25 protein-coding genes are annotated in these 25692 nt (G+C 36.8%); 4 read left to right on the top strand and 21 right to left on the bottom strand.

Features of this window, described 5'->3' with window-relative positions; translation table 11 throughout:
• Window positions 1-3: 3 nt before the first annotated feature.
• The 4 genes from J2755_RS04245 to J2755_RS04260 all read right to left on the bottom strand — a co-directional run bounded on the left by J2755_RS04245 (window position 4) and on the right by J2755_RS04260 (window position 2750).
• Window positions 4-291, bottom strand: a complete 288-nt coding sequence (locus tag J2755_RS04245; protein ID WP_209680338.1) for a YunC family protein — start codon at window positions 289-291, stop codon at window positions 4-6.
• A 130-nt stretch (window positions 292-421) separates the two neighbouring features.
• Entirely contained in the window at window positions 422-1312 is an 891-nt protein-coding gene (gene map, locus J2755_RS04250; RefSeq protein WP_209680340.1) for a type II methionyl aminopeptidase, read from the bottom strand.
• 32 nt (window positions 1313-1344) lie between these two features.
• On the bottom strand, window positions 1345-2511 hold the full coding sequence (locus J2755_RS04255; RefSeq protein ID WP_209680349.1) for a M24 family metallopeptidase: 1167 nt from the start codon (window positions 2509-2511) through the stop codon (window positions 1345-1347).
• Between the two features lie 92 nt (window positions 2512-2603).
• Window positions 2604-2750, bottom strand: a complete 147-nt coding sequence (locus tag J2755_RS04260) for a hypothetical protein (protein WP_209680351.1) — start codon at window positions 2748-2750, stop codon at window positions 2604-2606.
• 382 nt (window positions 2751-3132) lie between these two features.
• Here J2755_RS04260 and cysD point away from each other — a divergent pair, with 382 nt between their 5' ends.
• From cysD to J2755_RS04280, 4 genes are all read left to right on the top strand, one after another.
• Window positions 3133-4041, top strand: a complete 909-nt coding sequence (gene cysD / locus J2755_RS04265; RefSeq protein ID WP_209680353.1) for a sulfate adenylyltransferase subunit CysD — start codon at window positions 3133-3135, stop codon at window positions 4039-4041.
• Window positions 4042-4058: 17 nt separating this feature from the next.
• Window positions 4059-5585 carry a sulfate adenylyltransferase subunit CysN gene (gene cysN, locus J2755_RS04270; RefSeq protein WP_342591065.1) on the top strand — a complete coding sequence of 509 codons (1527 nt, stop codon included), beginning with the start codon at window positions 4059-4061 and terminating at the stop codon, window positions 5583-5585.
• Between the two features lie 347 nt (window positions 5586-5932).
• The gene (locus J2755_RS04275; protein WP_209680357.1) at window positions 5933-6856 is read left to right on the top strand and encodes an NAD-dependent epimerase/dehydratase family protein; all 924 of its coding nucleotides are present in this window, start codon (window positions 5933-5935) and stop codon (window positions 6854-6856) included.
• Between the two features lie 93 nt (window positions 6857-6949).
• Complete coding sequence (locus J2755_RS04280) at window positions 6950-8515, top strand: flippase (RefSeq protein WP_209680358.1); 1566 nt, start codon at window positions 6950-6952, stop codon at window positions 8513-8515.
• A 72-nt stretch (window positions 8516-8587) separates the two neighbouring features.
• Here J2755_RS04280 and J2755_RS04285 read toward each other — a convergent pair whose 3' ends face one another.
• The 17 genes from J2755_RS04285 to J2755_RS04365 form a co-directional block, all read right to left on the bottom strand.
• Entirely contained in the window at window positions 8588-9772 is a 1185-nt protein-coding gene (locus tag J2755_RS04285) for a glycosyltransferase (protein ID WP_209680360.1), read from the bottom strand.
• Between the two features lie 3 nt (window positions 9773-9775).
• Window positions 9776-10786, bottom strand: a complete 1011-nt coding sequence (locus J2755_RS04290) for a UDP-N-acetylglucosamine 4,6-dehydratase family protein (RefSeq protein ID WP_342591054.1) — start codon at window positions 10784-10786, stop codon at window positions 9776-9778.
• Entirely contained in the window at window positions 10783-11916 is a 1134-nt protein-coding gene (locus J2755_RS04295) for a DegT/DnrJ/EryC1/StrS family aminotransferase (protein WP_209680362.1), read from the bottom strand. Before J2755_RS04295 ends, J2755_RS04290 begins: the two co-directional genes overlap by 4 nt.
• Before the next feature lie 75 nt (window positions 11917-11991).
• Entirely contained in the window at window positions 11992-12492 is a 501-nt protein-coding gene (locus tag J2755_RS04300; protein ID WP_342591066.1) for a GNAT family N-acetyltransferase, read from the bottom strand.
• Window positions 12493-12534: 42 nt separating this feature from the next.
• Window positions 12535-13128, bottom strand: coding sequence for a hypothetical protein (locus J2755_RS04305; protein WP_209680364.1), 594 nt, complete (start codon window positions 13126-13128; stop codon window positions 12535-12537).
• A gap of 1 nt (window position 13129) precedes the next feature.
• Entirely contained in the window at window positions 13130-14266 is a 1137-nt protein-coding gene (locus J2755_RS04310) for a DegT/DnrJ/EryC1/StrS family aminotransferase (protein WP_209680366.1), read from the bottom strand.
• Window positions 14263-14526 (bottom strand): hypothetical protein, encoded by a 264-nt coding sequence (locus J2755_RS04315; RefSeq protein ID WP_209680368.1) that lies wholly within the window; start codon window positions 14524-14526, stop codon window positions 14263-14265. Before J2755_RS04315 ends, J2755_RS04310 begins: the two co-directional genes overlap by 4 nt.
• Before the next feature lie 39 nt (window positions 14527-14565).
• The gene (locus J2755_RS04320) at window positions 14566-14925 is read right to left on the bottom strand and encodes a class I SAM-dependent methyltransferase (RefSeq protein ID WP_209680369.1); all 360 of its coding nucleotides are present in this window, start codon (window positions 14923-14925) and stop codon (window positions 14566-14568) included.
• 10 nt (window positions 14926-14935) lie between these two features.
• The gene (gene neuC / locus J2755_RS04325; protein ID WP_209680370.1) at window positions 14936-16087 is read right to left on the bottom strand and encodes a UDP-N-acetylglucosamine 2-epimerase; all 1152 of its coding nucleotides are present in this window, start codon (window positions 16085-16087) and stop codon (window positions 14936-14938) included.
• Between the two features lie 80 nt (window positions 16088-16167).
• The gene (gene neuB, locus J2755_RS04330; RefSeq protein ID WP_209680371.1) at window positions 16168-17214 is read right to left on the bottom strand and encodes an N-acetylneuraminate synthase; all 1047 of its coding nucleotides are present in this window, start codon (window positions 17212-17214) and stop codon (window positions 16168-16170) included.
• Window positions 17186-17902, bottom strand: coding sequence for an acylneuraminate cytidylyltransferase family protein (locus J2755_RS04335; RefSeq protein ID WP_209680372.1), 717 nt, complete (start codon window positions 17900-17902; stop codon window positions 17186-17188). Before J2755_RS04335 ends, neuB begins: the two co-directional genes overlap by 29 nt.
• A gap of 4 nt (window positions 17903-17906) precedes the next feature.
• Entirely contained in the window at window positions 17907-19430 is a 1524-nt protein-coding gene (locus tag J2755_RS04340) for a hypothetical protein (RefSeq protein WP_209680373.1), read from the bottom strand.
• A gap of 13 nt (window positions 19431-19443) precedes the next feature.
• A complete protein-coding gene (locus J2755_RS04345; RefSeq protein WP_209680374.1) occupies window positions 19444-20454 on the bottom strand; it encodes a hypothetical protein in 1011 nt (336 codons plus the stop codon).
• Window positions 20455-20462: 8 nt separating this feature from the next.
• Entirely contained in the window at window positions 20463-21611 is a 1149-nt protein-coding gene (locus J2755_RS04350; protein ID WP_209680375.1) for a glycosyltransferase family 4 protein, read from the bottom strand.
• Window positions 21612-21624: 13 nt separating this feature from the next.
• A complete protein-coding gene (gene asnB, locus J2755_RS04355; protein ID WP_209680376.1) occupies window positions 21625-23424 on the bottom strand; it encodes an asparagine synthase (glutamine-hydrolyzing) in 1800 nt (599 codons plus the stop codon).
• Window positions 23425-24555 (bottom strand): glycosyltransferase family 4 protein, encoded by a 1131-nt coding sequence (locus J2755_RS04360; RefSeq protein ID WP_209680377.1) that lies wholly within the window; start codon window positions 24553-24555, stop codon window positions 23425-23427.
• Window positions 24552-25496, bottom strand: a complete 945-nt coding sequence (locus J2755_RS04365) for a glycosyltransferase family 2 protein (protein WP_209680378.1) — start codon at window positions 25494-25496, stop codon at window positions 24552-24554. The genes J2755_RS04360 and J2755_RS04365 overlap by 4 nt, the downstream gene beginning before the upstream one ends.
• Window positions 25497-25692: the final 196 nt, after the last annotated feature.

A 25692-nucleotide genomic window follows, 5' to 3' on the forward strand; every position in this document is an offset into this window, starting at 1 on the left:
CAATCAGTACATCAATTCAAGGGCTTCTCTTCCGGTAATTCCCTCGCTAATCCCGAGTTTTTGCGCATTTTTGCTTACTGCTTTTAGTGGTGCTTCCAAAACATCATCAAAGGTGCTAACTCCACTCACAACAGCTGCTACATCTCCCAATTTGTTGGCAGTTTCGATGTTCAGGTATCCACACATAACAAAGCCCTTATCCGCTTTGATAACCAGCAGGGCTGCATTTTCCATTTTCCATTGGAGACCAACTGCAGTCTTGTCTCCGATCTTTATTTGCTCGATGATCATTTGCTTCACCGTTTCTGGTTTTGTGCCTAAGTCAAAGTGTTTCTGTGTTTGTTTTTTGGTTCTTGTTTTCTAAAAGAATCAAGAAACAGATTGTGTATTGCAACCAGAGCAATACAAAATCTCCCCGGTTTCAGGTTGTTATTATTTCACAGCCGTCTTCTGTGACAACTACTGTGTGCTCGGCCTGGGACACAAGTCCTCCGCCTACTTCCTTGAGAACCGGATAAGAAGTTATCAAACCCGCCCTTTCGAGCTGCATAAGAGATAGATCAAGTTTGGGTGAAGTGAGCCAGCGTTTTGCAAAAGGCAATGTCTTGTATTCCTGCAATTCCTTCAACAATTTTCGGGCTGCAGGCATACGTATTGGCTTGTTCTGGACGATCTGGAATATTTCCGTAAGCGCCCCTTCCGAAATCTTACCGGCACCGTCTGTTGCAAAAGGTTCTATCGCTATCATTTGCCCTTGTTCAAGCTCAACACCATGTCCAACATGCCTGTTTGGAATACTTGGAGGTGTATGCGCGAGATAGCGGGAGACACCGTGGCCTGTAAGGTTGGTAATGGGCTTGAATCCATATCCTCGAATTGTCTCTTCGATAACCGCGCCTATTTCAGCGGTATTTACGCCCGCCTTCACCGTATCAATGGCTGCTGCAAGTGCATTTTCTGAAGCTTTAACAAGATCCGGATTTCCTGAAAGATCAACTGTAACGGCTGCATCTGCGATATATCCCTCAACATGGACTCCCAGATCGAGTTTCACCATATCTTTCTCGAAGACGTCTTCATCTCCAGTTCTGGGTGTGGCATGAGCAGCTTCTTCATTGCGTGAAATATTGCAGGGAAAGGCTGGTTTACCGCCCAGTTCTATAGTTCTTTGCTCGACAAACTCCGCAACGTCAAGCAGACGTGCTCCCACTTTGATTTTCTCTTTTGCTTCTTTCCTCACCGTTGAAAGTATCTCACCTGCGGTCAGGTAGTTAACGAGAATTTCTTCCAGTTCCTGAAGTTTGTCTGCCATTATTCAACACCTGTAGACTTTAGAAAAAGATGTTATAGTACAAATTCCTTTGGAAAATTCGTGAGGTTTTCATAGCCGTTTTCTGTTACAACAACCATGTCTTCAAGCCTTATTCCGCCAATTTCCGGATAGTAAAGCCCCGGTTCAATGGTGATGATATTTCCTGCTTCAAGTGTCACATCCAGAGTACTGACAGCAGGCAATTCATGGATTTCAATGCCTACACCGTGACCGGTTGAATGCATGAATCCTTCAGTTGTACCGACATTATATCCGCGCTTCCTGAATTCATCGCAAACAGCGGTATGAACTTCACTTGCAAGCACCCCGCTTTTCAGAACTTTAAAGGCAGCTTCCTGCGCAGCTTTTACGGCTTCGTACATGCTGACAAGTTTTTCGCTTGCTTCACCCTTCAAAACAGTACGTGTCATGTCGGCATGATAGCGATGCACCTTGTGCCTCGGAAAAATATCAATGACAATAGGGTCGTTTGCGCTTAGCTTTCCTTCTCCGGCCCAGTGAGGGTTTGAAGATCCTTCTCCTCCGGCCACAATTGTACTATCAGCCTCACATCCATATTCCAGAAGAGTTTTTTCTATTTCATATCTCACTGTCTCAGAAGTAAGGGCTTTATCGTCACTATAGAGAACATCATCCCTGATTTCAGCATTCCGGATCAGATCAATGGCATTTTCCATAGCTTTTTCACAGGCCTTCTGGACTCCCCGGACCAGTGAAACTTCTTCCTTGGCCTTAACAGCTCTTATCGTTTTGAAAGGGCTTTTTGTACTGATGATTGAAAACCCATTTTCCTTGAGAACCTGTGCGGTGTAATAAGGGAAATCATAGGGAACACAAATAGTCCTTACACCTTCATTCTGGAGTATGCCGGCCAAACATTCCGCATACGCACGAGAGGAATCACCGGTTTCTTTCACTTTCTTCCGGAAATCACAATCTTCCAGTGTCAGGATATTTGTAATTCGGGATTCATTCCTGGCTCTCCCGAGTTCCATGCTGGAAACAAGTAACAGCTCCTTTGATTGTTTTGTCTGCATGTAGGAAAACGGATCTGCCGCCAGGAATTCAGTTGCATAATAGAGATCAGCATCACTGGAATTTCCGATTATCAGGTACGTGTCTGCCCTTTCCCTCAACAGGGTTTCAAGAATGTTGGTATTTTTGTCAAAGTGTGGCATATAATTGACTTTTGTCCTGTTGGTACATAAGACTTACAGGAGCATTGGTAAGTAGCAAAAAAACCAGGAAAAAGAAGTAAATGGAGATATTATTATCTCCGATTATAACCATGTCCGGAATAGAAGCGATACAATCTGTTCCTGTAAATCTTCCCCTTTTCATCCATAACTGCTGAAAAGGCTACTGCAGGGTCTGATTTACCTATTTCTTGCTTGTAAAGTAATACTTTGTCCTTCATCTGTTTCTCCCCGAATATTTGCTTAAAAGGGATTTTGTCCTTTTGGAATTATTTGACCGAAGAGCTATTTATAGCAAACAAATTGGATAATGGGTATTACCTTATAAGGTCACGATTTCGAAATGATTTCCCTGATTTGAAGGAGCTTTTCAATCAAAACACTTGAATTGCCTGTTTAGAAACTCTTATTAAATATGCTCTGAGATCAAAGGTTGAATAATAATTGTGAGAAGATAATCACGGCATAGAGATTACAATCTTTTTTGAGGATTGGTCGTTTTCAGGAAATTTTCCAGATAAACATGCCGGGTAAAACAGATTATACACCAATCGAAAAAGCCATTGGAAATCGTGGTGAAAAAGGCATAGGGGAGGCTTAAATATGGCTGCAGCAGAAGAATCTTATCGGCTCTCTAATCTAAAAACACTCGAAGCAGAAAGTATAGGCATAATGAGGGAGGTCGCAGCAGAATTCGAAAATCCTGTGATGCTGTACTCGGTGGGGAAAGATTCCTCGGTTATGGCACATCTTGCAATCAAGGCTTTTTATCCGAAAAAAGTGCCATTTCCTTTACTACATATTGATACAGGGTTCAAGTTTCCTGAGATGTACGAATTCCGGGATTCCTATACAAAAAAGCACAATCTTGACCTGAAGGTTCACAGGAATGAAGAAGCCATTGCAAGGGGAATTAATCCTCTTTCAGTTGGGACTGTCAAGTGCTGCGCTGAACTGAAGACAAAAGCCCTTCTTGACGGCTTAAATGAAGGCGGCTATGATGCTGCTTTTGGAGGTGCCCGGAGAGATGAAGAGAAATCAAGGGCAAAGGAAAGGATTTTCTCATTCAGGGACAAGCATGGGCAATGGAATCCAAAGGATCAGAAACCCGAGTTATGGAATCTCTTTAATTCAAAAATAGATCCCGGGGAATCCATAAGGGTATTCCCGCTTTCAAACTGGACCGAACTTGATATCTGGACATATATTTACCACGAGAATATTGAGATTGTTCCTCTTTACTTTGCGAAGAAAAGAAAGGTTATCGAGAAACATGGTCAATTAATCCCGGTTTATACGGATGAGCACAAGGAAGAAGTCAAGGAAGTTATGTGCCGTTTCAGGACACTTGGATGTCATTACTGTACCGGTGCTGTGAGATCAGATGCAGACACTTTGCCAAAAATCATTGAGGAAATGATGGTTGCCCGTCACTCTGAACGTATTACAAGGGTGATAGATCACGATCAGGATAGTTCCATGGAACAAAAGAAGAAGGAGGGATACTTCTGAGTGGTTCCGATTCCTTAATTGAACAAAACCAGAATATTGACTTGCTGAGGTTTGCTACCGCTGGAAGCGTGGATGATGGAAAATCAACCCTTATTGGCAGGCTTCTGTATGATTCAAAGTCAATTTTCGAAGATCAGCTTAATTTAATCAAGACGTTCTCAAAAACCCACAGGAATCAGGAAATTGATTATTCCCTTGTAACCGATGGTCTCAAGTCAGAAAGGGAGCAGGGAATAACAATTGACGTCGCCTACAGGTTCTACTCAACCCCGAAAAGGCGCTTCATTATTGCTGATACTCCCGGGCATGAGCAATACACTAGAAACATGGCCACAGGAGCTTCAAATGCTTCTCTCGCATTGATTCTCATTGATGCCAGGAATGGAATTGTGACCCAGACAAAAAGGCACTCTTTTATTTCATCTCTTCTCGGGATTCGGGATTTTGTGGTTGCGGTCAACAAAATGGATCTCGTTGACTATTCGGAAGAAGTGTTTGATAGCATTGTAAAGGAGTACAATGAGTTTGCTGACAAGCTGTCAGAAGAATCAATTTATTTCATACCGATCAGTGCTCTCAAAGGTGACAATGTCATCGAGAGAAGTGAAAATATGCCCTGGTATAAGGGATCTACATTACTTGATTACCTGGAGAATGTAAATGTATCCGGTGGTCGCAACCTAACTGATTTCAGATTCCCTGTCCAGTATGTTAACTGGGGGGGTGGCGATGATTTCAGGGGCTATTGTGGAACAATTTCCTCCGGGGTTATTCACAAGGGAGATGAAGTAAGGGTTTTGCCATCAGGAAAAACAAGCCAAATCTCAAGGATTGTCACCTATGACGGGGATCTTGACTATGCTTTTGCTCCCATGGCGATAACTCTCTGCCTTGAGGATGATATTGACATAAGTCGCGGCGATGTTATTGCAAAAAGTGATGATCTCCCGGCGATAACTGGAAGTCTGGAAGCAAATATTGTCTGGATGGACAGCGACTCCATGAAAATCGGGAAGGACTATCTTATCAAGCATACCACTAAAACTGTGAAAGGAAGCTTTACGGAAGTTCTTCACGAATTTGATCCGGATGACATTACTGAAAAATCCTCAGAGTTCCTGAGTTTGAATGAAATCGGAAAGGTGAACCTTGAATTAAAGAGCCCGATATTTGCGGACATTTACTCTGAGAATAAGATTACAGGTTCATTCATTGTCATCGATCCACATACCAACCAGACTGCTGCTGCAGGCATGATTACAAAGTACCGTCAGGTATCTCCCGCCAAAGGATGCGAATCTGTAAAGGCCAGGGTTATCAGGTATTCCGGAGACAAAAAGGAAGATGCACAGGCAAATTATGATCGCCTTTCCATGCAGGGCACACATTGTATCTATGTGGATGACGAGTTGCTGCAGGAGACGCTTTGTAGGGGAGTTCCGGTTGGCAGTGAGGAGTATTCTCAGGCGATAGATGGTTTGTGCGAGATTGTTACTAGGTCAGGTGTGTCTGTGGTTTTGTGCTCTGAGAGTGTGCGGAGTTGAGTTTTGATTTTGGTTGGCTCTGGATCTGAAAAATCAGGTTTGGAGCTTTAGTCTTTTTCTTTTTTGGTGAATTTGAAGTCTTTTTAGGTGGCATTTTAAAAGTAATTTCTAAGAGAGTTCCAAATCCAAATGTTTAAGATTAATTGTGCTTTATATAGAGTACCTTGGTAAGATTTCACAATCGTTTTTAGGTTTTAAATCTGCAAAAGAGAAAGTCGAAAACTCTGAAAGATCAAGTTCTGATATAATTTCATCTAAGCAACGGTTGACTTAAAAATTACAAAATATAATCTCTTTTGAGTCAAAAGATTTGAAGCTGAATTTTAGCAAAAAGAAAGAGGCAAAAAATGAAAGCTCTTGTGACAGGCTGTGCTGGCTTTATTGGTTCTCACATAACTGAAAGTCTACTGGAAAAAGGGATTGAAGTTGTTGGAATTGATTGTTTTACAGATTATTATCCAAGAAGATATAAGGAAAACAACTTGAAAAATGCTCAAAAGAACAAAAATTTCACTCTTTTTGAGGAAGACATTTTGTCGTTAGAAGAGTTTCCGGAAGTAGATTATATTTTTCATCAAGCGGCACAGGCAGGAGTTCGAAAAAGCTGGGGTTCAGACTTTAGCCAATATACAAGTGATAATATCTTAGTAACACAAAAATTATTAGAATATTACAAAAACAAGTCAATTAAAAAGTTTGTTTATGCTTCTTCATCGTCTGTTTATGGGGATGCAGGGTTACCAATGAAAGAGGATTTGTTACTAAAACCTGTTTCTCCTTACGGCGTAACCAAGCTTGCCGCTGAAAATTTGTGCTATTTGTATTATAAGAATTATGGTATCCCAACGGTTTCACTAAGGTACTTTACGGTTTATGGTCCAAGACAGAGGCCTGAAATGGCAATTCATCTTTTTGTAAAAGCAATTCTTGGAAATGAACTAATAACAGTCTATGGCGATGGCAAACAAACGAGAGACTTTACTTATGTTAGTGACATTGTGGATGCAAATCTCAAAGCTGCATTTGGTGATGTAGAGGGGGAGGTTTTCAATGTCGGTGGGGGCACAAAGATTAGTGTCAATGAATTGATTAGGATACTTGAAGAAAACATTGGTATGACAGCCAATGTGGAATATATTGAAAAGCAGAAAGGAGACGTGAACGACACTCTTGCAGATTCAAACAAGATCAGAATACTTGGATGGGAACCAAGTGTTAAAATTCACGAAGGCATCGGAAATTTTGTAAAATGGTACAAGGGGTTGGGTTAACTTAGAATCCAAAATCGGAGTTCGAAATAGAAAATATAAACCAGAAGTGTACATGTTTATTTTAGTTCCAATGGGTAAGGATGAGACTAGTTGATGAATGATCTCCATTTAAGCAATTCCCTTAAGACAATCATAAGAGGATCGGGAATTGGTTTTATAGGTGTTTTTTTCGGAACCTTTATTGGTTACATATCAAGGATGCTAATAGCTCAGTTTTTGGGACCGGACGGATATGGTCTCATATCCCTTGGCTATTCAGTCATGATGATCTCAGCAACGATTTCATTAATGGGTTTGAGCACTGGCGTCCAGAGATATATCGCATATTATAGCGGAAAAGGAGACGAAAGAAGACTAAAAGGGACAATAGTATCTTCATTGAAAATAATTGTTCCAATGAGTATCTTCTCAATGGGAGTTGTTTTAGTAGGCTCTGATTGGATCTCCAGCAACATATTTCATGAAGACAACTTAAAACCAGTATTAATAGTATTTTCGATTGGCATCCCATTTTGGACACTATCAACTTTTTTCAACTCTATATACATCGGATTCCATCAAATTAAATACCAAGTATACACAATGTATCTGTTTAAAGATTCAGCCAAATTATTAATGATCCTTATTCTTTTACTATTAGGGTACGATGTATTGGGGGCTGCTATTGGTTGGATTATTGCAGTAATAGGGATGACTATTTTATCCTTCTACTTCCTTACAAAAAAAGTATTATCACCTTCTATAGAAAAAGTAAAAGCTATTTCAGTGGATAAGGAACTCTATTATTTCTCTTTTCCTTTAATTTTTGCAGGACTAGCGAGTTTGATAACGGGTTGGACAGATACATTTATGCTTGGATATTTTGCAACTTCCTCAGAAGTTGGCATATATAATGCAGCTTTACCAACATCCCAACTATTACGCATGGTGTTAAGTCCAATTGGGCAAATACTATTTCCAGTATTAGCAACACTGTACGCTGAAAGAAAATTGAGACATCTGGGAAACATATATTCTATTGTCACAAAATGGATATTTTCTATTGTATTTCCAGGTTTTTTATTAATGGTACTGTTTTCAAATGATATTTTGGCAATTTTGTTTGGTGAGGCTTATGTGTCAGGAGCAAATGCGCTTGCAATATTAGCATTCGGAGTGTTTATCTCAGCAACAGTAGGGCCAGCACAGCAAATCATAACAGTGTATGGAAAAACAAAAACTATCATGTGGGGCAGTTCGTTCACAGCAATTATAAATATAATTTTAAATTTCTTATTAATACCGCTCTATGGGGTTAGCGGAGCTGCAATTGCAACGTCTATCTCAATCACATTAGTTAGCATATTTCATCTGATCTTTGCATATCGAATTGGAGGAACTCATCCTTTCAGAAACTCGTTTATAAAGCCCTTCGTATCTGCACTATTTGCGATAATAATCGTGTTTGAAGTTTCTCAACGATTGAACCAAAGTTCATTTGTGGCATTAATTTTTGGAACTATATTGTTTGGCATTGTGTATTTACTTTTAATTTATTTAACAAAGGGATTTGAAGAAGAAGACTTAATGTTATTGAGTGATCTAAATGAGAAGTTAAACATAAAAGCGAGTTGGATTACAAAGGCAATTAATAAGTTTCCGTCTAGCAGAAAACCCTAAATTAAAATTTAGCGTGAAAAAGAATGAAAAGGCAATAATAAATTCAAGCTTAAATAATATTGTTAAACACATTCACTTAAATTGTTCATATAATTCCAAATACTCAAAAACGATTTTCCCATAGTCATATTGTTCTCTCTTTCTAAGTCCATTCTCACTCAGCTTCTTGCATAAATCATAGTTCTCAAATAACTTGGATATAGCTTCTGCTAATGCATATGAATCTCCACTTTTAACAATGGAACCAATATTTCCATTTTCAAATAGTTCTGGACATCCACATTTATCAGTTGTAACAACTGGAACGCCCAAACACAACGCATCTAATATCGTCCAGCCGTAGCCTTCAGATAAGGTAGGTAAGCACAAAATTCTGCATCCAGATAAAAAATCGAGATAGTCTTTTTTGCTCATAGTTCCATAGAAAAATACATTTTCAGAAATGCCCATTTCTTCAGACATTTTCTTATACATATTTATTAAATATCCATTTGATAGAAGGCATAATTTCACAGAGGGGTAATCATTTTTTAAAATGGATATTGCGTTCAGCAAGTATTCAACGCCTTTTCTCTCAATTGCCATGCTTGGGAAAACAATTTTAAAATTGTTTTCATCTGCGCAGTACGAATAATTATTATAAAGTTCTAAATCAACACCATAGTTGATTATCTTTATGTCTTTTGGAGAGACATATTTTTTCACTGATTTTTTTACATATTGATTTGGAACAATTACTTTATCAGCATCCATGATAGTTTTCTTAAACAATGTACTAAATAGGGGGTTCAATAGATATTTGCTTTTGAAAACAGATTTATGAATTATTCTTTCCAGCCCTGCTTTTCCAACAAGATAGTCATTCTCAAAAACTTTGTGGGGGAATTGCACCGGGCCAATAATTAAATTCTTATCGTCCAAATTAGATAATAAAGGGATTAAATTGTATCCCTTTTCATACTGAAATTTCTCGCAATGGTGAATGACATTCACTTTGCTTTCAACTTTCTTATATGCTTTATAAATAGAATAGTTATATTTTGGGATCTGAATGTTGATACTGCCCCTAAAATTGAGAGGTAAAAAATCAATGTTTTCAAAACAATGCCTGTAGGAAATAGTATTTGCTGTACTGTGGACATCGAAGCTTGCATCTTTATTAAGAGCTTTTAATATCCAAAAAGATGGATCTCTTCCTGGATCACAAGTTACGTCTCGATAATCGGATATGAAAAAAAGTCCATTTCTTGGCAACATAATTTATTCTGTTAATACCCTTTTCAATTCTTCTTTGGTAAGCAGTTTCGCATTTTCGGATGAATATTCGGTATCGAGCACTTTTTTAAAGGTCGCCGGAATGTCATCTTCGGCAATCATAGCCTCTGGCAAAATGATGAACATGTTTTCATCTTCGAAGGCATTGGTCGATTCATCTTCCGACATTAACTCCTCGAATAATTTTTCTCCGGCCCTTTTTCCTATAATTTGTATCCCGATATCCTTCTGGTCGTAGCCATATTTAGAAGAAAATTCTTCAATCATTGCATTTGCCAAGTCATCCATCCGCATTGAAGGCATTTTAAGAATGAAAATTTCTCCCCCTTTAGACATTTCAGGAACTTTTAATACTAATTCAGAAGCCTCTTTTATGCTCATAATAAATCGAGTCATATCCATATTTGTAACAGTTAAAGGTGATCCGCTTTGGATCTGCTTCATGAAAAGTGGAATAACCGAACCCCTAGTGTGTGTCACATTGCCAAAGCGGACACAAGAGAATGCCGTTTCGTGTTTACCTTTATACAAATTGGCAGAAACCGTTAAGCGTTCAGCTAATAATTTTGTAGCACCCATTACGTTTATTGGATTTACTGCTTTATCCGTACTTATAGTAACAAACTTTCTGACTCCACCATCAAGTGCAACATCAATAAGATTTTGCGTTCCAACAGCATTCGTTTTAACAGCTTCAAAAGGATTATATTCACAAAGGGGAACATGTTTTAAGGCAGCAGCATGGAAAACCACGTCAACATTTTCAATTGCTCTTCTTAATCTCTCTTTGTCTTTGATGTCCCCAACTAATAATCTTATCTTTTCAGATTTTAATTCTTGATCCAGATCAAACAATCCAGTTTCATTTGTATCTAAAACTCTTACAGCTTTGGGTTCATACTTAAGGATACTTCTTACAATCTCACTTCCAATTGAACCAACACCGCCTGTTACGAGAATAGTTTTGCCTTTGTAGAAATCGCGTAATTCAATCACAAACCCACCTCAAAAAATTTTTGTATTTGACTTACCATATAGTCCATTTCACTTTTACTAAGATTAGGATACATTGGAAGAGTTAAAACGTGATCTGACACATTCTCTGTAATTGGTAAATTTGGATTGTATCCTAATACCTGTTTATAAAAATGAGTCAAATGAACGGGGGAAAAATAAACTTTTGTAAATATACCCTTTTCTTTAAGGTGATTCATTAATTCATCACGGTACTCATTTACATAAATGGTAAACATTTGGTATACATGGAAATAATTTTCTTGTGGTACACTAATTTTTATGGAAGAGAGGTTATCAAGCGCTGACATCAAATATCGAGCGTTATTTCTTCTCATATTAATGATCTCATCTATCATTTTAAGTTGAGATCTACCTAGCGATGCAGAAATGTTTGATAGACGGAAATTATAGCCTAGTGTAACATAGTCAAATAACTCTGTAGACGAAAAATAATCATGAGATTCCAATCTACCATGAGATCTTATTAACTTTAATTTTTCGTATATCTCCTTGGAATCAGTTGTGATTGCACCACCTTCCCCTGTGGTGATGATCTTATTTTGACAAAAACTGAACATTGAAGAATCACCAAAAGTTCCTACTTTTTCCCCGTTAACTTCGGCACCAAAAGCTTCTGCTGAATCTTCAATCAAGACTAAGTTATAGTCGTCTGCTATTTCTCTTAAGGATACTATATCGCAAGGGCAACCGCCATAATGTATTGGGATAATAGCTTTTGTTTTATCAGTTATACTTTCGACAACAGATTCAGGATCCAAGCCATACGTATTTTCTTCAATATCTGCAAAGATGGGTTTTGCATCCACAAACAAAGGTGCATTTGCTGTAGAAATAAATGTAAATGAAGGTACAATAACTTCATGACCCTTTCCAATTCCATATGCACTTAAAGCTGCATGTAATGCGGAAGTTCCAGAATTAAAAGTCACTGCATACTTAGAGTTTATGAATTGGTTTATTTCGTCTTCAAATTTTCCAACATCTGGTCCAGTAGCCCAGTTAGCTCCCATTTTAATATTGTTCACGACACTGTTAATGTCTTCAGTGGTATGAAAGATCTTAAAAAGTGGGACTTTCCATTCATCCATACTTATTCCTACCCATGTGATTTACTTAAACATTTCTTAGAAATAGTTCGCGTCAAGATTTCTTGATTATTGCCTTTATTTCCTGTATGCAGGAAAATATCCAGAAGTCATCAAATCAGATACATCTATTCCCTCATATTTGGCTTTTAAATCACAAAGGAGATCATATAGCTCTTGTTTGTGTATTTTCTTGTATATGTAAAAAATTTCAGTTGTGCTTGAAAACGAAGATTTGAACTTGTATAAACTGTCTCCAGCTTTGTAACCACCGCCCAGTTCGAATATCTTATAACCTTCTGCCTTTGCCCATATTATTGCTTCATACAAGATTAGATTTGTAGAACATAAGTTCCTGAAATCTGGATTGGAACCAGATAAATAATAGTGTACAAAATCATGATCATTCAAAAATACAGAGGCAGCAATTGGATTGTTGTTGTATTCAGCTATGAATAGTGTGGCATTTTCGCCTAAGAGATCAAATAAATTGTAAAAAAAAGATTTTGGGAAAAAGTATTTGGTATTCGCGTCAATCCTCTCCATAGTACGTGTGTATAACTGATATAGGGATTCAATGTCCTTCTTACTATTACTTTGGAAGACTTTGACACCGCTTCTCTAGCTTTTTGAAATACAATTCCGGTTAGCCTTCTTGAATTTTTTCACTATGTCTTCAATAGAAGAGTTTAGATCTACATATACTACACTATTAGAGATTTCAAGTTGTTCAGAACCATTTCTTAGCAAGGAATGGTTTTTAATGAAGGGATGCAAGCGGATGAATTCTGCAACAATATTTTGTTCAACACAATATTCATGGAATGCTTCAAAAAAGCTAGACATAAGTTTTTCATATGAAGCACTATTGCTCAATTTAAATTTCGATACTAATGGGCCACTAAAAAACCAAGGTGAACTTATGTCATAAACTTTTCCGTAGTCTGATAACATTGGTTTATAAAAGTCTAATTCAAACAAAGGTCTCTTAAAAAAGGGATATAAGACGTACTTCTTTTCATTCCCATAAAATGCTAAAAGGGCTTCACCTCCAAAGTTCTGGAAAACTTCAAGAGGTACATCTTCAAATAATTTCATATAAGTAGGAGTAAAGTATAAATCTTTACTTTCAAGACTCTCTAACAGATTATTCCATCGTATAAGATCAGAACCGCTATTATGAAGTATTTCAAGTTTCCATTTTTCTTTGGCCATCTCAAACGTCCTTTCTTTTGATTAATCCTAGAACATACTCCATATCTTCTTCTGTATATCTTTGGTCAATTGGAATTGTTAATATATGCTTTGAAATATCCCAAGAAAGCGGAAAGTCTTTTTTGTCAATGTCATCAGGTAACTCCCAATGTATTGGAGGATAAACAGAATTTTCGATGAGTAGTTTTTTCAATCTATCTCTATCATCAACCGATATAGGAAATCCAAGTGGGCAGACTCCTTCAGGAAGAGTCTCAAACAATGGAACTATAGTCTTTTCGTTTTTCAAATTGTATAAAAGATATTTAAAGTTTCTGCGACGCTGGGTTATGATAAAATCGTAGTTGAATTTGTCCAGTAGAAATGCCGTAATTTTTGACATCTTAGCAGGTTTACTATATTTCAACAAAAAACGCTCTGATTTTTGAAAAAAATATGTGTAAAAAGGCTTAAGGTTACTGATTCTATATTTCACGTATAAATATTTGGTTAGGAGTCCTAAAAATCGAAGTGCTATGTACAAACGATGGGAAATATCAGAATTTAAGGGAGAATCAATTTCCCTCCCATTATCACTAAATGTGATCAAAGCTCCATCGGGAACTGGTATCCATTTTCTATAACTTGATATACTAATATCCGCACAATGGCCAATCATGTTGCTGTTGCATTCAGTCAAAAAGGCTTGAACAACATCTTCTATAATTATAAAAGAGTTCCTTTCTTGAATCTCTTTTAAACCAGATAGATTTTGAGGAAATCCAAAATAGTGTATAACTAAAATCACTTTTGTACGTTCCGAAAGCTTGGAACATATATCATCAAGATCAATTGATAGATTTTCATCTACTTTGTAAAAAACAAAACTAGTCTTATCTTTGAATGGTTTAAGAACTTCTTCACACAAATATGATGGAAGAAGCACCTCATCTTTTATAGATAACCCAAGAGTTTTGATAGCATAGTGTAATGCATCCCTGCCACTTGATACGAATGATCTCCTTCCGTTTGATGAGTACTTGTAAAACTGTTTATGATTTTTTTTGAAAATAGTGTTAGTGGGCAAATAAAATTCACTGCCGATGCCACCGAATGGTGGAGTTCCATTGGCTCGATTGCTTTCTTTTCGTAGTATCATTTTTTTGCAGAAATAACATGATGGCAAATTTTGTCTTTACGATTATTTATTGTCCTCATACTGTATTCAACATCAAAACATTCAAAATGACTAAAAATTTCAGTTAATTCATCGATATCTGTGAAATGGATTGTTCCTTTACCAGCATAAGGGCCTTCCTTTATTTCAGCAAAGGTATTTTTTTCTAATTCTTTTCCTAATCCATATCCCAACGACCGTTTTTCCACTATCATTGAAAAAAACTTGCCACCAGGTTTCAACACCCTATGCACTTCATTAACTATAATGCAAATATTAGACTATTTATTGTGTTGGACTGCAACTATATCAATCACTGCATCGAAAAAATCGTCTGCAAAATTCAAGGCTTCAATATCCCCTTCAATGAAATCTCCGCTGAGGTTTTCGTCGCTGAAACGTTTTTTAGCTATTGATATTGCTGTTTTAGATCCATCAATTCCAATAGCAGAGAATCCTTCTCGAGCCAAGAACCAAGTTTCTGCACCGGTTCCACATCCAATATCCAAGATGTGAACGTCATTTCTAAAATCGTTATTATAAAAATTTCGTGCTATAAATCTAATCAATTCTTCAGGAGGATACTTCCCCCATTCCTGATTTCTATAAACTTCTTCCCACTTTGAGTCCCAAGAGCCCATTTTGTAACCCTCACAAAATGAATTTTTTATTTATCAATTTATTATCAATCTCAATTTTATATAACAAATTCGCTATTTTTATTCCAGTGTTCTCTGAGGCATAAGGGTTTGGACAATTTTTAACGTTCTCTTTGAAATCTTTATCTGATAAAGCTTTCTTGATCGCAGAGACGATTTCATGTCTGTCATATTCAACATCAATAACATTTGTGGAACGTTCACGCCCACTTTGTCGAGTGCCGATGTTCACAGCGGGTATTTTGAAGAATGGAGACTCGACAATCCCACTGCTTGAATTGCCAATAATTGCGCTGGACACAGCCATTAGGCTCAAATAGACATCTCGGGTTAGGTTTTTATATATTTTTATATTCGGATACTCTGAAAAATCTTTTATAACTTCAATCGCCAATTTGCCACCAGAATCTGCATTCGGATATATAACTATAGTCTGCAAGCCTAATTCAACTATTGATTCCATAGTTTCGCGCATGTGATCTGCTGTGTGCTCAATTTCATATGTAACTGGATGCTGGACAACAAGCAGAAGTGGATCATTCAAATTGATACTAAAGTAATTTTCAAGCTCTTGTGGTTCAATTGATTTAAAATCTTGGAGATCGTTACCAGGGTCTCCCACCATATGTATTCTCCATCCTTCTTCTCCCATCTTCGAAAGCCTTTCAGCACTTTTGGAAGTTCCAGGAAAATGTATATGGGCAAACTTAGTTATAGCATGCCTTATTGAGTCATCAATGCATCCACCCTCTGTAACATCACCACCTGAAATATGCGCAACCGGAATGTTCAGAAATGCAGATGCTATTACTCCAGAAGCTGCCTCCCAACGATCACCTTCAACAACTACAATATCTGGTTTTATTTGCTCAAGAGCTTGAGAAATCTTGATAATACCCAGACCTGCAGATGTGGCCATGCTTGTCTTTGAATCACTACTCAATAAAATATCTAGTTCCGATGCAATTGAAAAACCATCTTTCTTTATATCATTTATTGTATAGCCGAATTCATGCGATAAATGCATTCCAGTAGCAATTAAACACAATTCCAATTTTGGGTGGGAATCAATAGCTTTTAATGTAGAGCGCATTAAACCATAATCTGCACGGGTTCCTGTTATTACGGCAATTTTTCTAACCATCAAATACCAACATCCCAAATTTAAGTTTGTGGTGGTTCTAGAGATATTAAATGTTTTTATTTGGATTTTGTCTATTCGGGTTAATTTAACATAAGTTCATCTAAAGTTATTATTGTATCTTTTTTTATTTCCTGTTTAGATTTTGAACCAACAATTTGAGCCAAGTTTTTTGGAGAGATCCCTGTTCCAGGCCTTTTAAATGAAATCATATCTTCTGTGATTTCAGCTCCCATTGGGATGTCAATTTTAGCCACAATGCTTCTTCTGGCAACACTACGTACTTCAAGCTCAGCATCTACAGGTGCTTTAATAGGAGAACCCAATGATTTTTCAACCATCCGTATACCACGAATCATTTCTTTTAGTTTTTCAGGTTCTAGGGATGCTTTATGATCGGGTCCCGGAAGATTTCGATCTATTGTAAAGTGCTTCTCTATAACACATGCTCCCATAGCTACAGCTGCAATAGAAGCATAAATATCGGGGGTATGATCTGAATATCCAATCGGTAAACTTAGGCTATCAGACATTGTTTTCATGGCTCTCAAATTACAGTCCTCTATTCTTGCTGGATAGTTTGAAGTACAATGCAAGAGAATTAAAGAGTTACATCCGATTTCTTTGATTGCCGAAACGGCTTCTTCAACTTCTTCAAGAGTTGACATCCCCGTAGATAAGATAATTGGAAGATCTTTTTTTGCTATATATTTAAGAAATGGGTGATTTGTAATTTCACCGGAACTGATCTTGATTAAAGGTAGCCCAAGGGTTGTAAGCAAATCTGCACTCATTTCATCAAAAGGGGTAGACAAAAAGAGAATATCTTTTTTCCTAGCGTAATCTAATAAATATTCATGTTCTTCTTTTGATAGTTCTAATCTTTTGATCATATCAAGTTGAGATTCAGAAGCATCAGTAGTCATTTTTTGGTATTCAGCCTTTGGTGCATTAATACTAACAACTTCTTCTGATACAAATGTCTGAAATTTCACGGCATCGGCACCCGCATCAACTGCTGCATCAATCAACTCTTTTGCTAATTCAAGATTACCATTATGGTTAACTCCTGCTTCTGCAATGATAAAGCAAGGAGCGTCTTTACCTATTAACCGATTCTTGATTTCCATCCTTTGTCTCCTGAATCAACAATTCTGCAAGTTTAAAGTCGATTTCATTGTCAATATCAACACTCTTGTCAACAGGCATAATGAAGGGAACAACATTGCCTGAATAAAAATCATTGTTTTTGTACAAATCGAGAACAGTACTTATATATATTGCTCCATTCTGCCTATAAACTTTTGGTAGATCTTGTCTGCGTTTTTTTAAATATTCATCTCCTAATAGAGGCTTCAAGTGTGCATTGTCAAACTTGAAATCCCAATATGGAGAGTGCTCTACTTCACACATACTAAAAACTGAGCTGTAATCATTTGCAACAAATAGCTCAATTGCCCTGTCAATGTCATGTGTGTCTCTTAAGGGTGAAGTCGGTTGCAAAAGGACAACGACTGAAGGATTGTAATCATGTTTTAAAAATTCAATTGCATGAAAAATTGTGTCAATTGTCGGGGAATCATCTTTCGCAAGTTCTGCAGGCCTCTTAATAATATTTGCGCCACACCTTTCTGAAGTATTAGCAATAGGTTCACTATCTGTAGAAACAAATACTGCGTCAATGTATTTTGAATCTAGGGCGGCTTTTATAGAATAATAAATTAAAGGCATGCCTGCCAGTTGTCTGATATTCTTCCCTGGCAGACCTTTTGATCCACCGCGGGCAGGGATAATGGCAATGATTTTCTCTTTATTCACATAATCAACTCATAAATTCAGATTTTTGAATGATGGCATCGGAAATCAATTTGCCAGTTTTTCCAATGTTTTTGAACATAGTAGTTTTCAAATATTCTTGTTTTTTTACCAAATTGTTGTGCTCAAGGTCGTCGTTTAAAATCGATGAAACTGATTCAATTAAAGAATCGATATCATTAAAAGGTGATGTGCCTCCAAAAAATGCTAAATCTAGGTTGGGTGGATACGATGTTCCAGTGAAATTGATCTGAAATACGGGAATATCCATTGCTATAGCTTCTGATATTCCTGTGGAAACTGTAGATATGATGGCATCAGAATTTGCTAATACTTCGTAAAAATCAACTTCATTCCTGATGAATATTGTACTTGCCAACTCACTTTGATTAAAAATATCCTCAATACCTTTTTTTACATGTGATTCATTCAAATTTTCGCGTGGATGCAATTTTACTATTAGATTAATAGATTCGGGCATAACAGAGCGCATTTTCTTCAAAGATAGAAGTGTTAAGTCATTGTCGTAAGGTTCCCCTTCAGAGATAAAAGTAACAATTTTGTTATTGGTTGGAATAGCGTATTCCCTCTTAAGTCCATTTGAATTTCTTTGTTTCAGATTTTTGAGATAGTCAAATCTGGGAGCACCCAATGGCAAAATTGATACGGTGTCATCTGTCCATTTACTCAATTCACCTTTAGTAGGTTCATCATACGCAAAAATATAATCTGAAATATATGGCAAATGGCCGCCTCCGCCAATACCATGCTGAATTATAAATGTTGGTATACTTCTTTCAGCAGCAATTTCAAAAGCTGTCGTAAATACAATTGAAACTACTCCTTTAAAATCATAGGAATCAAACACCCTTCTAAAAACGTAATATTGTACTAATTCTTCTGTCAAATGTAATTTTATAAAAAAACGGTCTAGTTTAAGAACTTTATTTACATATTCTTCGACTTCCAAATTCATCAATAATGAAAAATATTTCTTTGATTCCAGCAGAGTATTGACATAATCTCGAATTGGAAGATTTTTCAATTCGACCTCAAAAAATAAAATTTTGACATTATGAAAACTATCAAAATCAGACTTATATCTACGATATACATCCCTGAAAGTAATTACCAAAATCTTTTTCGAATTGCTAAGATTTTTGATTACCGGAATGGCTGATATTGTGTGGTCTTTTGTATTGAGTACAAATAAATAATCAAAGCTTTCAGAGCGAATATCGTTAAAAGAACTTATTTCCGGATACTTCTTTTTGTAATACAATTGCTCAAATGGCTTTAAGAGAATAGTCCATAAAAGTAGAGTTGGAATGAGAAAGAGGCCTTTGCAAATATTAAGTACCTTGTTTCTGAAACTTTTATACTCGTTTGAGTAATATGCCCTTATCATAATTCGATTAGGGATCTTAGAGAAAATTCTATTTTGCTCAATTAGTCCATGGAATTGATAATATACGCTTTTCCAAATATCAATCCTAGATTCATCCAAACCATCTATGATATTCGCTTTCATGATAACTTTAGTGTCAACTCAGCTGATCTTTTATAAGCTGGGCAAACTCTCCTTTCTTATTAGAGGAAATTTCGTAACATTGGACATCGGCAAAGAAGTTATCAACAATAGACCGACGTTCAACTTCATACTCATGTAAGTCCATTTTGCTTTTCATAATGTATGAGTAGGTAGCAACACTGTGATGAGAATTTGCTCTGAAGTGAGTAAGAGTTTGAGTGCTGTCAAAGAGGAGTTTTGCAGCTTCTTTACTATCCAATTCGCTAATCCCCAGTGGGCCGTCTCTAAGGAAATAGCATTGATTAGGATAAGAAGTACCAATGATATCTTGATTCAAATTTATAGATCCTCGATTATTGTAAAAAGCAGAGATTACAGGGGTCTTAAGAACTTTATCTCTAAAAATTTTACTAAACTTGCTTTTGCTTGACATTTCTATATTACCAGTATCAGTTTCTGGAGAAATTCCTACCTCTCTGGGAAACGAATATGCAATATTTTCTCCTAAAATTACAGTGTCATCGGCATAAAGTTTTGAATTCGGGAAATGTGACAAAAGGTTAAGTATTGTAGAAGTCTTTCCCATATTGCTCAATCCCGAAATAAGAATATCTTGTCCGTTTAAGGAAATACATGCTGCATGCACAGGAGTAACATTGTGTTTCAGTAAGTGAATTGAAATGGATGACCCAATAATATGGGACACATTACCAAATTTCCAAAAGAAAGGTGAGAAGGTCAGTTCAGTTTTGTCACATTCCAATCCTTTTATTGCTGCACTAAGATTAAATATAGAGGGGGCACCCCAATTGAGATACAGAGTTTCTCCATCCCATCTAAATTTGTCTCCCACACGTTCAGCAGAAACAAAACCTTTTGGATCTATTTCTTTTATCTTGATAATAATATCAGGATCTTCAATGTCTTCTACAAGAAAAACGTCTGGTAATTCAATGTTGTCAATCGCTAGAGATCGATCGGAGCAAATTGTAACCAAACCATGAATATTATAGTTAAATACCATTATTCCACTCACCTTAGCAAGGACCGATAAAGTTCACTATATTGCTTTACAATAGAATTTGGATAAAAAGTCTCTAACTGATTAGTTGAGTATTGCAAAGTATTTTTATCATCATCAAATACGTCAATGATAGCATTTGCCAAGCCAACAGAATCCATTTTCGGAACTAGCATCTTGTCATTCCCCAAAACTTCAGGGATGCCCCCTACATTTGTAGCAACTATATTTTTTGAGAAATACATTGGATCAAATAAGGCAATACCAAAAGCTTCTTCAATTGCAGGCAAACAAAATATATCACAAGCTTTTGTCAATATAAGCTTTTCTTTATCTGTGATGTATCCCAAAAAGATTACATTCTTGTCTATTTTTTTGCTTTGACATAGCCTCTCTAAATTTTCTTTTTCTGGTCCAGTACCCGCAATTACTAAAAGCGCAGTTGGATGTTTATCTAGGACAGTAACCATGGCTTCAATGAGGTAATTTAAACCCTTTTGAAGATGAAGTCTTGATACCGATAGAATAATTTTTGAGCTGTGTTTTATGCCGTATTTAGCTTTTAAATCGATTTCATCGGAATTCGTGATTTCTATATTTGGCGGATTGAAAATATTGTGTATCACTTCTATTTTGTTTTCAGAGCTTCCTGAGCACAAAGCGTCATTTTTCATCGAGTTGCTTACTAGGACGTGTTTGTCACAGTATCTTAGTGTAAATTTTATTAGATAGCTTTTGATTTTACTTCTCCTTAAACCATAATCAATGCTTTCAACCAATTGTATGTCTTCTCCATGAGATGTTATAACTACAGGAGCTTTGTGAATTGGCTTGGTTATGACTGCCAAAAATCCAGATGAAAATGCAAAATGAGCATGAATGATATCAGGTTTAATTTTTAAAACATTGCTGATAAACCTATAAAGCATTCTGCTTCCATCCTGGAAAACATTCGTATCCTTTTTCCTTAAAGAAATGTTTACAAGAGGATATTTACCGTAAGATTCGATGAACCCATTTGCTTCATAAGGAGTAAACAAAGAAACTTCATTACCATTTTTGGATAATTCTTCAGCCAGCCATTTAACCTGATATTCTGCTCCACCGACCTGTGGGAAAAATGTCGTAGTTAACATAGCAATTTTATTTTTACCATTCATAACAATCAAACATTTAATTCTCACTTAAAAATTCATTATACCACATAGTATAGCATAGGCATTTCCATAATAAAACACTATAATCTCCCTTTCCTGCACGATGCCTTTCACGTATTTTCTGGATCTCACTATTATTCAAGTAAGGTGTGCTATTAATTTTTTCTTCAGATAGGAACTCATCGAGTGTGTCTTTCTCAAACCATTCCCTAATTGGAACATCGAAACCATGTTTTTTTCTTTCCATAACTTCTTTTGGCAAGAGATCATTAGCACAGAGCTTTAACAAATGTTTATTAAGCATTAAATTTGGAGGGATGGTAGACGTCAGTTCTAGCAAATTGTGGTCTAAAAAAGGAACACGTGCTTCAAGGGACGTAGCCATGGTCATCTTGTCTACTTTCATTAAAAGATCATCCGGCAACCAGTAATTGATGTCGAACTTCAACATTGATTTCAAATAGTTGTCGTATTCATAAAAAAGATCAAGTGGAAGATTGGTATCATCAATTTGCAGGATGTTAGGATTGAGATGACCATTATCCCTCAGTTTCAAACGGTAGTAATAACTGTTTTTTTGTCCATTTCGAGAACCTGCATACAATGCGTACTTCTTGATTTTACTTTCTTCGATTATGCTGCCTAGTCTAAAAGCAGAGTTTTTGAGTACGCGAGGTAAATATTTTGAGAAATTATGAGCTTTCAATTCAGATTGATATCTCCCATATCCTGCAAATGCCTCGTCACCGCCTTCACCACTTAATATCACTTTTACTTTTTTCCTTGCAGTTTCAGATATCAGGTATGTGGGTAATATTGCAGGGTCTGCTAGAGGTTCATCAAGATGGTATATCAGCTTGGGCAAAACAGAAGTGTTTTCAATATCAACCCATTCTTCAGTATGATCAGTTCCAAAGTGTTCTGCAATCCTTCTCGAATAAGGAGTCTCATCATAATCTGAACCATAAAAACCAACAGAGAAAGTCTTTATTGGTTCATTAGACAATTCACTTGCAAATGACGTTATTATAGAAGAGTCCAATCCGCCTGAAAGGAAGGAGCCAATTGGAACATCGGCAACAAGTCTTTTTCGTACAGATTCCTTAAGAATTTCAAGAATTTTGTCTTTAAAGTAGCCTTCACTACCTTCTGATGTTGTAAAATCTAAATTCCAATAGCTATTTGCATGGAATCCGTTTGCTCCGATTTTAATGAAGTGGCCTGGTTTTAGTTTAAAGATACCTCTAAACATTGTCAAGGGCGCTGGTACATATCGAAATGTAAAATACTCACTTAGGGCTTCTTCCTTTATTTCTGGCTTAAGACCATATTCGATAAGGGATTTGATCTCGGAGCCAAAAATGAGTTTATCTTCAAAAAGAGAATAATACAATGGTTTTATGCCCAAACGGTCACGTGCAAGAAACAGTTCTTTTTTTTCAGTATCCCATAATGCGATTGCAAACATTCCGTTAAACTTGTTCAGGCAATCATTTCCATACTCCTCGTATGCATGAACAATTGTTTCGGTGTCTGAATTTGTACTAAAAATGTGGCCTCTTTTTTCTAGGTCTTCTCTTAACTCTCTGAAATTATATATCTCCCCATTGAAAACGACAACTATGCTTCCATCTTCGTTAAAAACGGGCTGGTGCCCTCCTGAGAGATCTATTATGCTTAATCTGCGCATTCCAATAGAGATTTGCTCATCTACATAGTAGCCAGCGTCATCGGGTCCTCGATGCTCAATGACATCGCACATTTTTCTCAAAAGATGTTGATCTGACAGTCCGTAGACGCCTGCTATGCCGCACACTCAAGCATCACCTTTGTACCCATTTAGAATGCGCTCAGCTTTTGACGCTGTTCTGCTGTCTGTGGCAGTCATAAGATCAACTCTCTTTGCAATGTACTTGTTAATGCGGTTTTTAATCCATGGTCCTTCTAAAGCACCTTCTCCCCGGAAGCTGATAACTGACTGATTTCCTTTGTGCTTGGAAAGAAATGTGGAGATCAATCCGCCTTCCCAATTTCGTCCATCTACAACATCAAAAGCATCCAATGAAAGACCTTTAAGGCAACCTAAAGTACTATAGCAGAATCGTGACAAGGACTCTCCTTTTACGTATTTGACTCGATAATAATTCACACCTTCTAGCTGCCCATCCTTAGATCCTCCAATTCCGGTAGATATGACAGAAACATCACATTTTTGTGACAATCTTTTTGATAATTCATGAACTTGCCGACCTGCCCCAGACAACTGATAAGGTGGTGAATAAAGAGAGCAATAGCAAATACTATCGACATCTTTTCCACAAAGATCAGAATAAAGGGCATATACCTTATCCGCAACAACATCAAAGGAAAAATGACTCTCAGTATAGTCCCTGATTGTATTTCTATCAAGATACGCGTATTTTAAGATTCCATCTGCAATTTGGCTTGGGTTTTTAATTTCAGCAACAAACCCAACATCATCTGTTATTACCTCGCTTCCCGCTCCAACATGAGTTGTTACAATTGGCAACCCACAAGCCATTGCTTCAAGCATAGAATTTGAAAAACCTTCCATCGAAATTGAAGGCAATACGAAAATGTCCATAGCATTGAGAAGTTTAGACAAGTTTTCATGTGGGACTTTTCCTAAAATGCAAACTTTACCGTTTAAACCGGAAGCTTCTATTAGCTTTGCAATTTCGCTTTTTTGAGGTCCGTCCCCTGCTAGAAACAGCTTAAAAGGGAGATCAATGTAGTCAAGTGATTTGATTAAATAACGTAATCCCTTTTCTTCAGAAAAACGTCCTACATAGATTATATTAATGCCATCAGCAAGATCAGTTTCAAAATTTCTTTCAAACCATTTCCGTTGAACGTCCTTATTGTATATTTTGAATTGAGTTGTATCTACTCCGTTTGGAACCACATTAACCTGATTTACATTCATGCTTGCTTGGCTCCTGTAAGAGATGAAGAAAACAATTCTATTGACTTGAAAGCGTATCCTAAACTAACAACAAATGTAAAAAGAATCAAAAAGAATATTTGAATTAATGGTCCGAGTCCCATACTACGAACAGCCTTTACTCTTCCATAGATCCCTGGATTTATCAGTCTCTTGAGGAAATCACTCTCAACATCCATGGAATAACCCATATTTGCCATCATTTTTTTGGAGTATCCCTGCCAAAACGCTCTTCTCAACAAAAACTTAAGCCTAGTGCGACTTTTAAAAATCTTGTGGTGGACAATTGCATGAGGATTATACATTACCCCTTTACCGAAAAGCTTTTTCATGCGCTCACAAATTTCAGTTTCTTCAGCTTGAAGGGCCCCTTTACCTTTAATTCCCATATCTCCTTTAAACCCTTCAAATTCGTCAAGAACTTCTTTTTTGAAACTGATGTTTGAACCAAAGGTGTTCCGAACTTCGGTAACTTTTTCAGGAAATCCTTTGTGTGTTGCGCCAATCATCCAGTAAAACTCCTCTGGAAGAAAATCAGCTTTTCCATCTACCCATAGTGGAAATAATTTCCCGCCAGCAGCAATGGCATCATATTTATCGTACATGCGCACAAGCTCACTGATCCAATTTTTTTCTGCAATTGCATCGTCATCAAAAAATGCGAGCACATCTCCAGTAGCTACCGCAATTCCCCGATTCCTGCTTTCAGAAAGTCCAAGGTTCTTTTTATTGAGCAGGACCTTCATTTTCAATTGGTTGAGTTCTTTGTATTTTATTATTTTTTCATAGAATTCTTTGTTTCCATCCACCACAGCTATGATTTCGACATTTCGGAAATCTTGATCAAAGAGACTCTCTATTGCTTCTATGAAATCATCATAGCGGCCAATATCATAAGCACACACTATAACAGATACAAGCATAAACAAATTACCTCGTCAATTATGCCAAGAAGTTTGCTTCAGTAATCTAATATTTAATTGTTTGGAGTTGCACCACTAAGGCATGTGTTAAATGTAGATAACCTTTGTTCCAATTTGAAGGGATGCTACAACTGTTAACATATAATGCATCCGTTCTCAAAATGGCTTTTCATAATACTTATATCCTATTATATAA

This window comes from Methanohalophilus levihalophilus (assembly GCF_017874375.1).
Classification (GTDB): Archaea; Halobacteriota; Methanosarcinia; order Methanosarcinales; family Methanosarcinaceae; genus Methanohalophilus; species Methanohalophilus levihalophilus.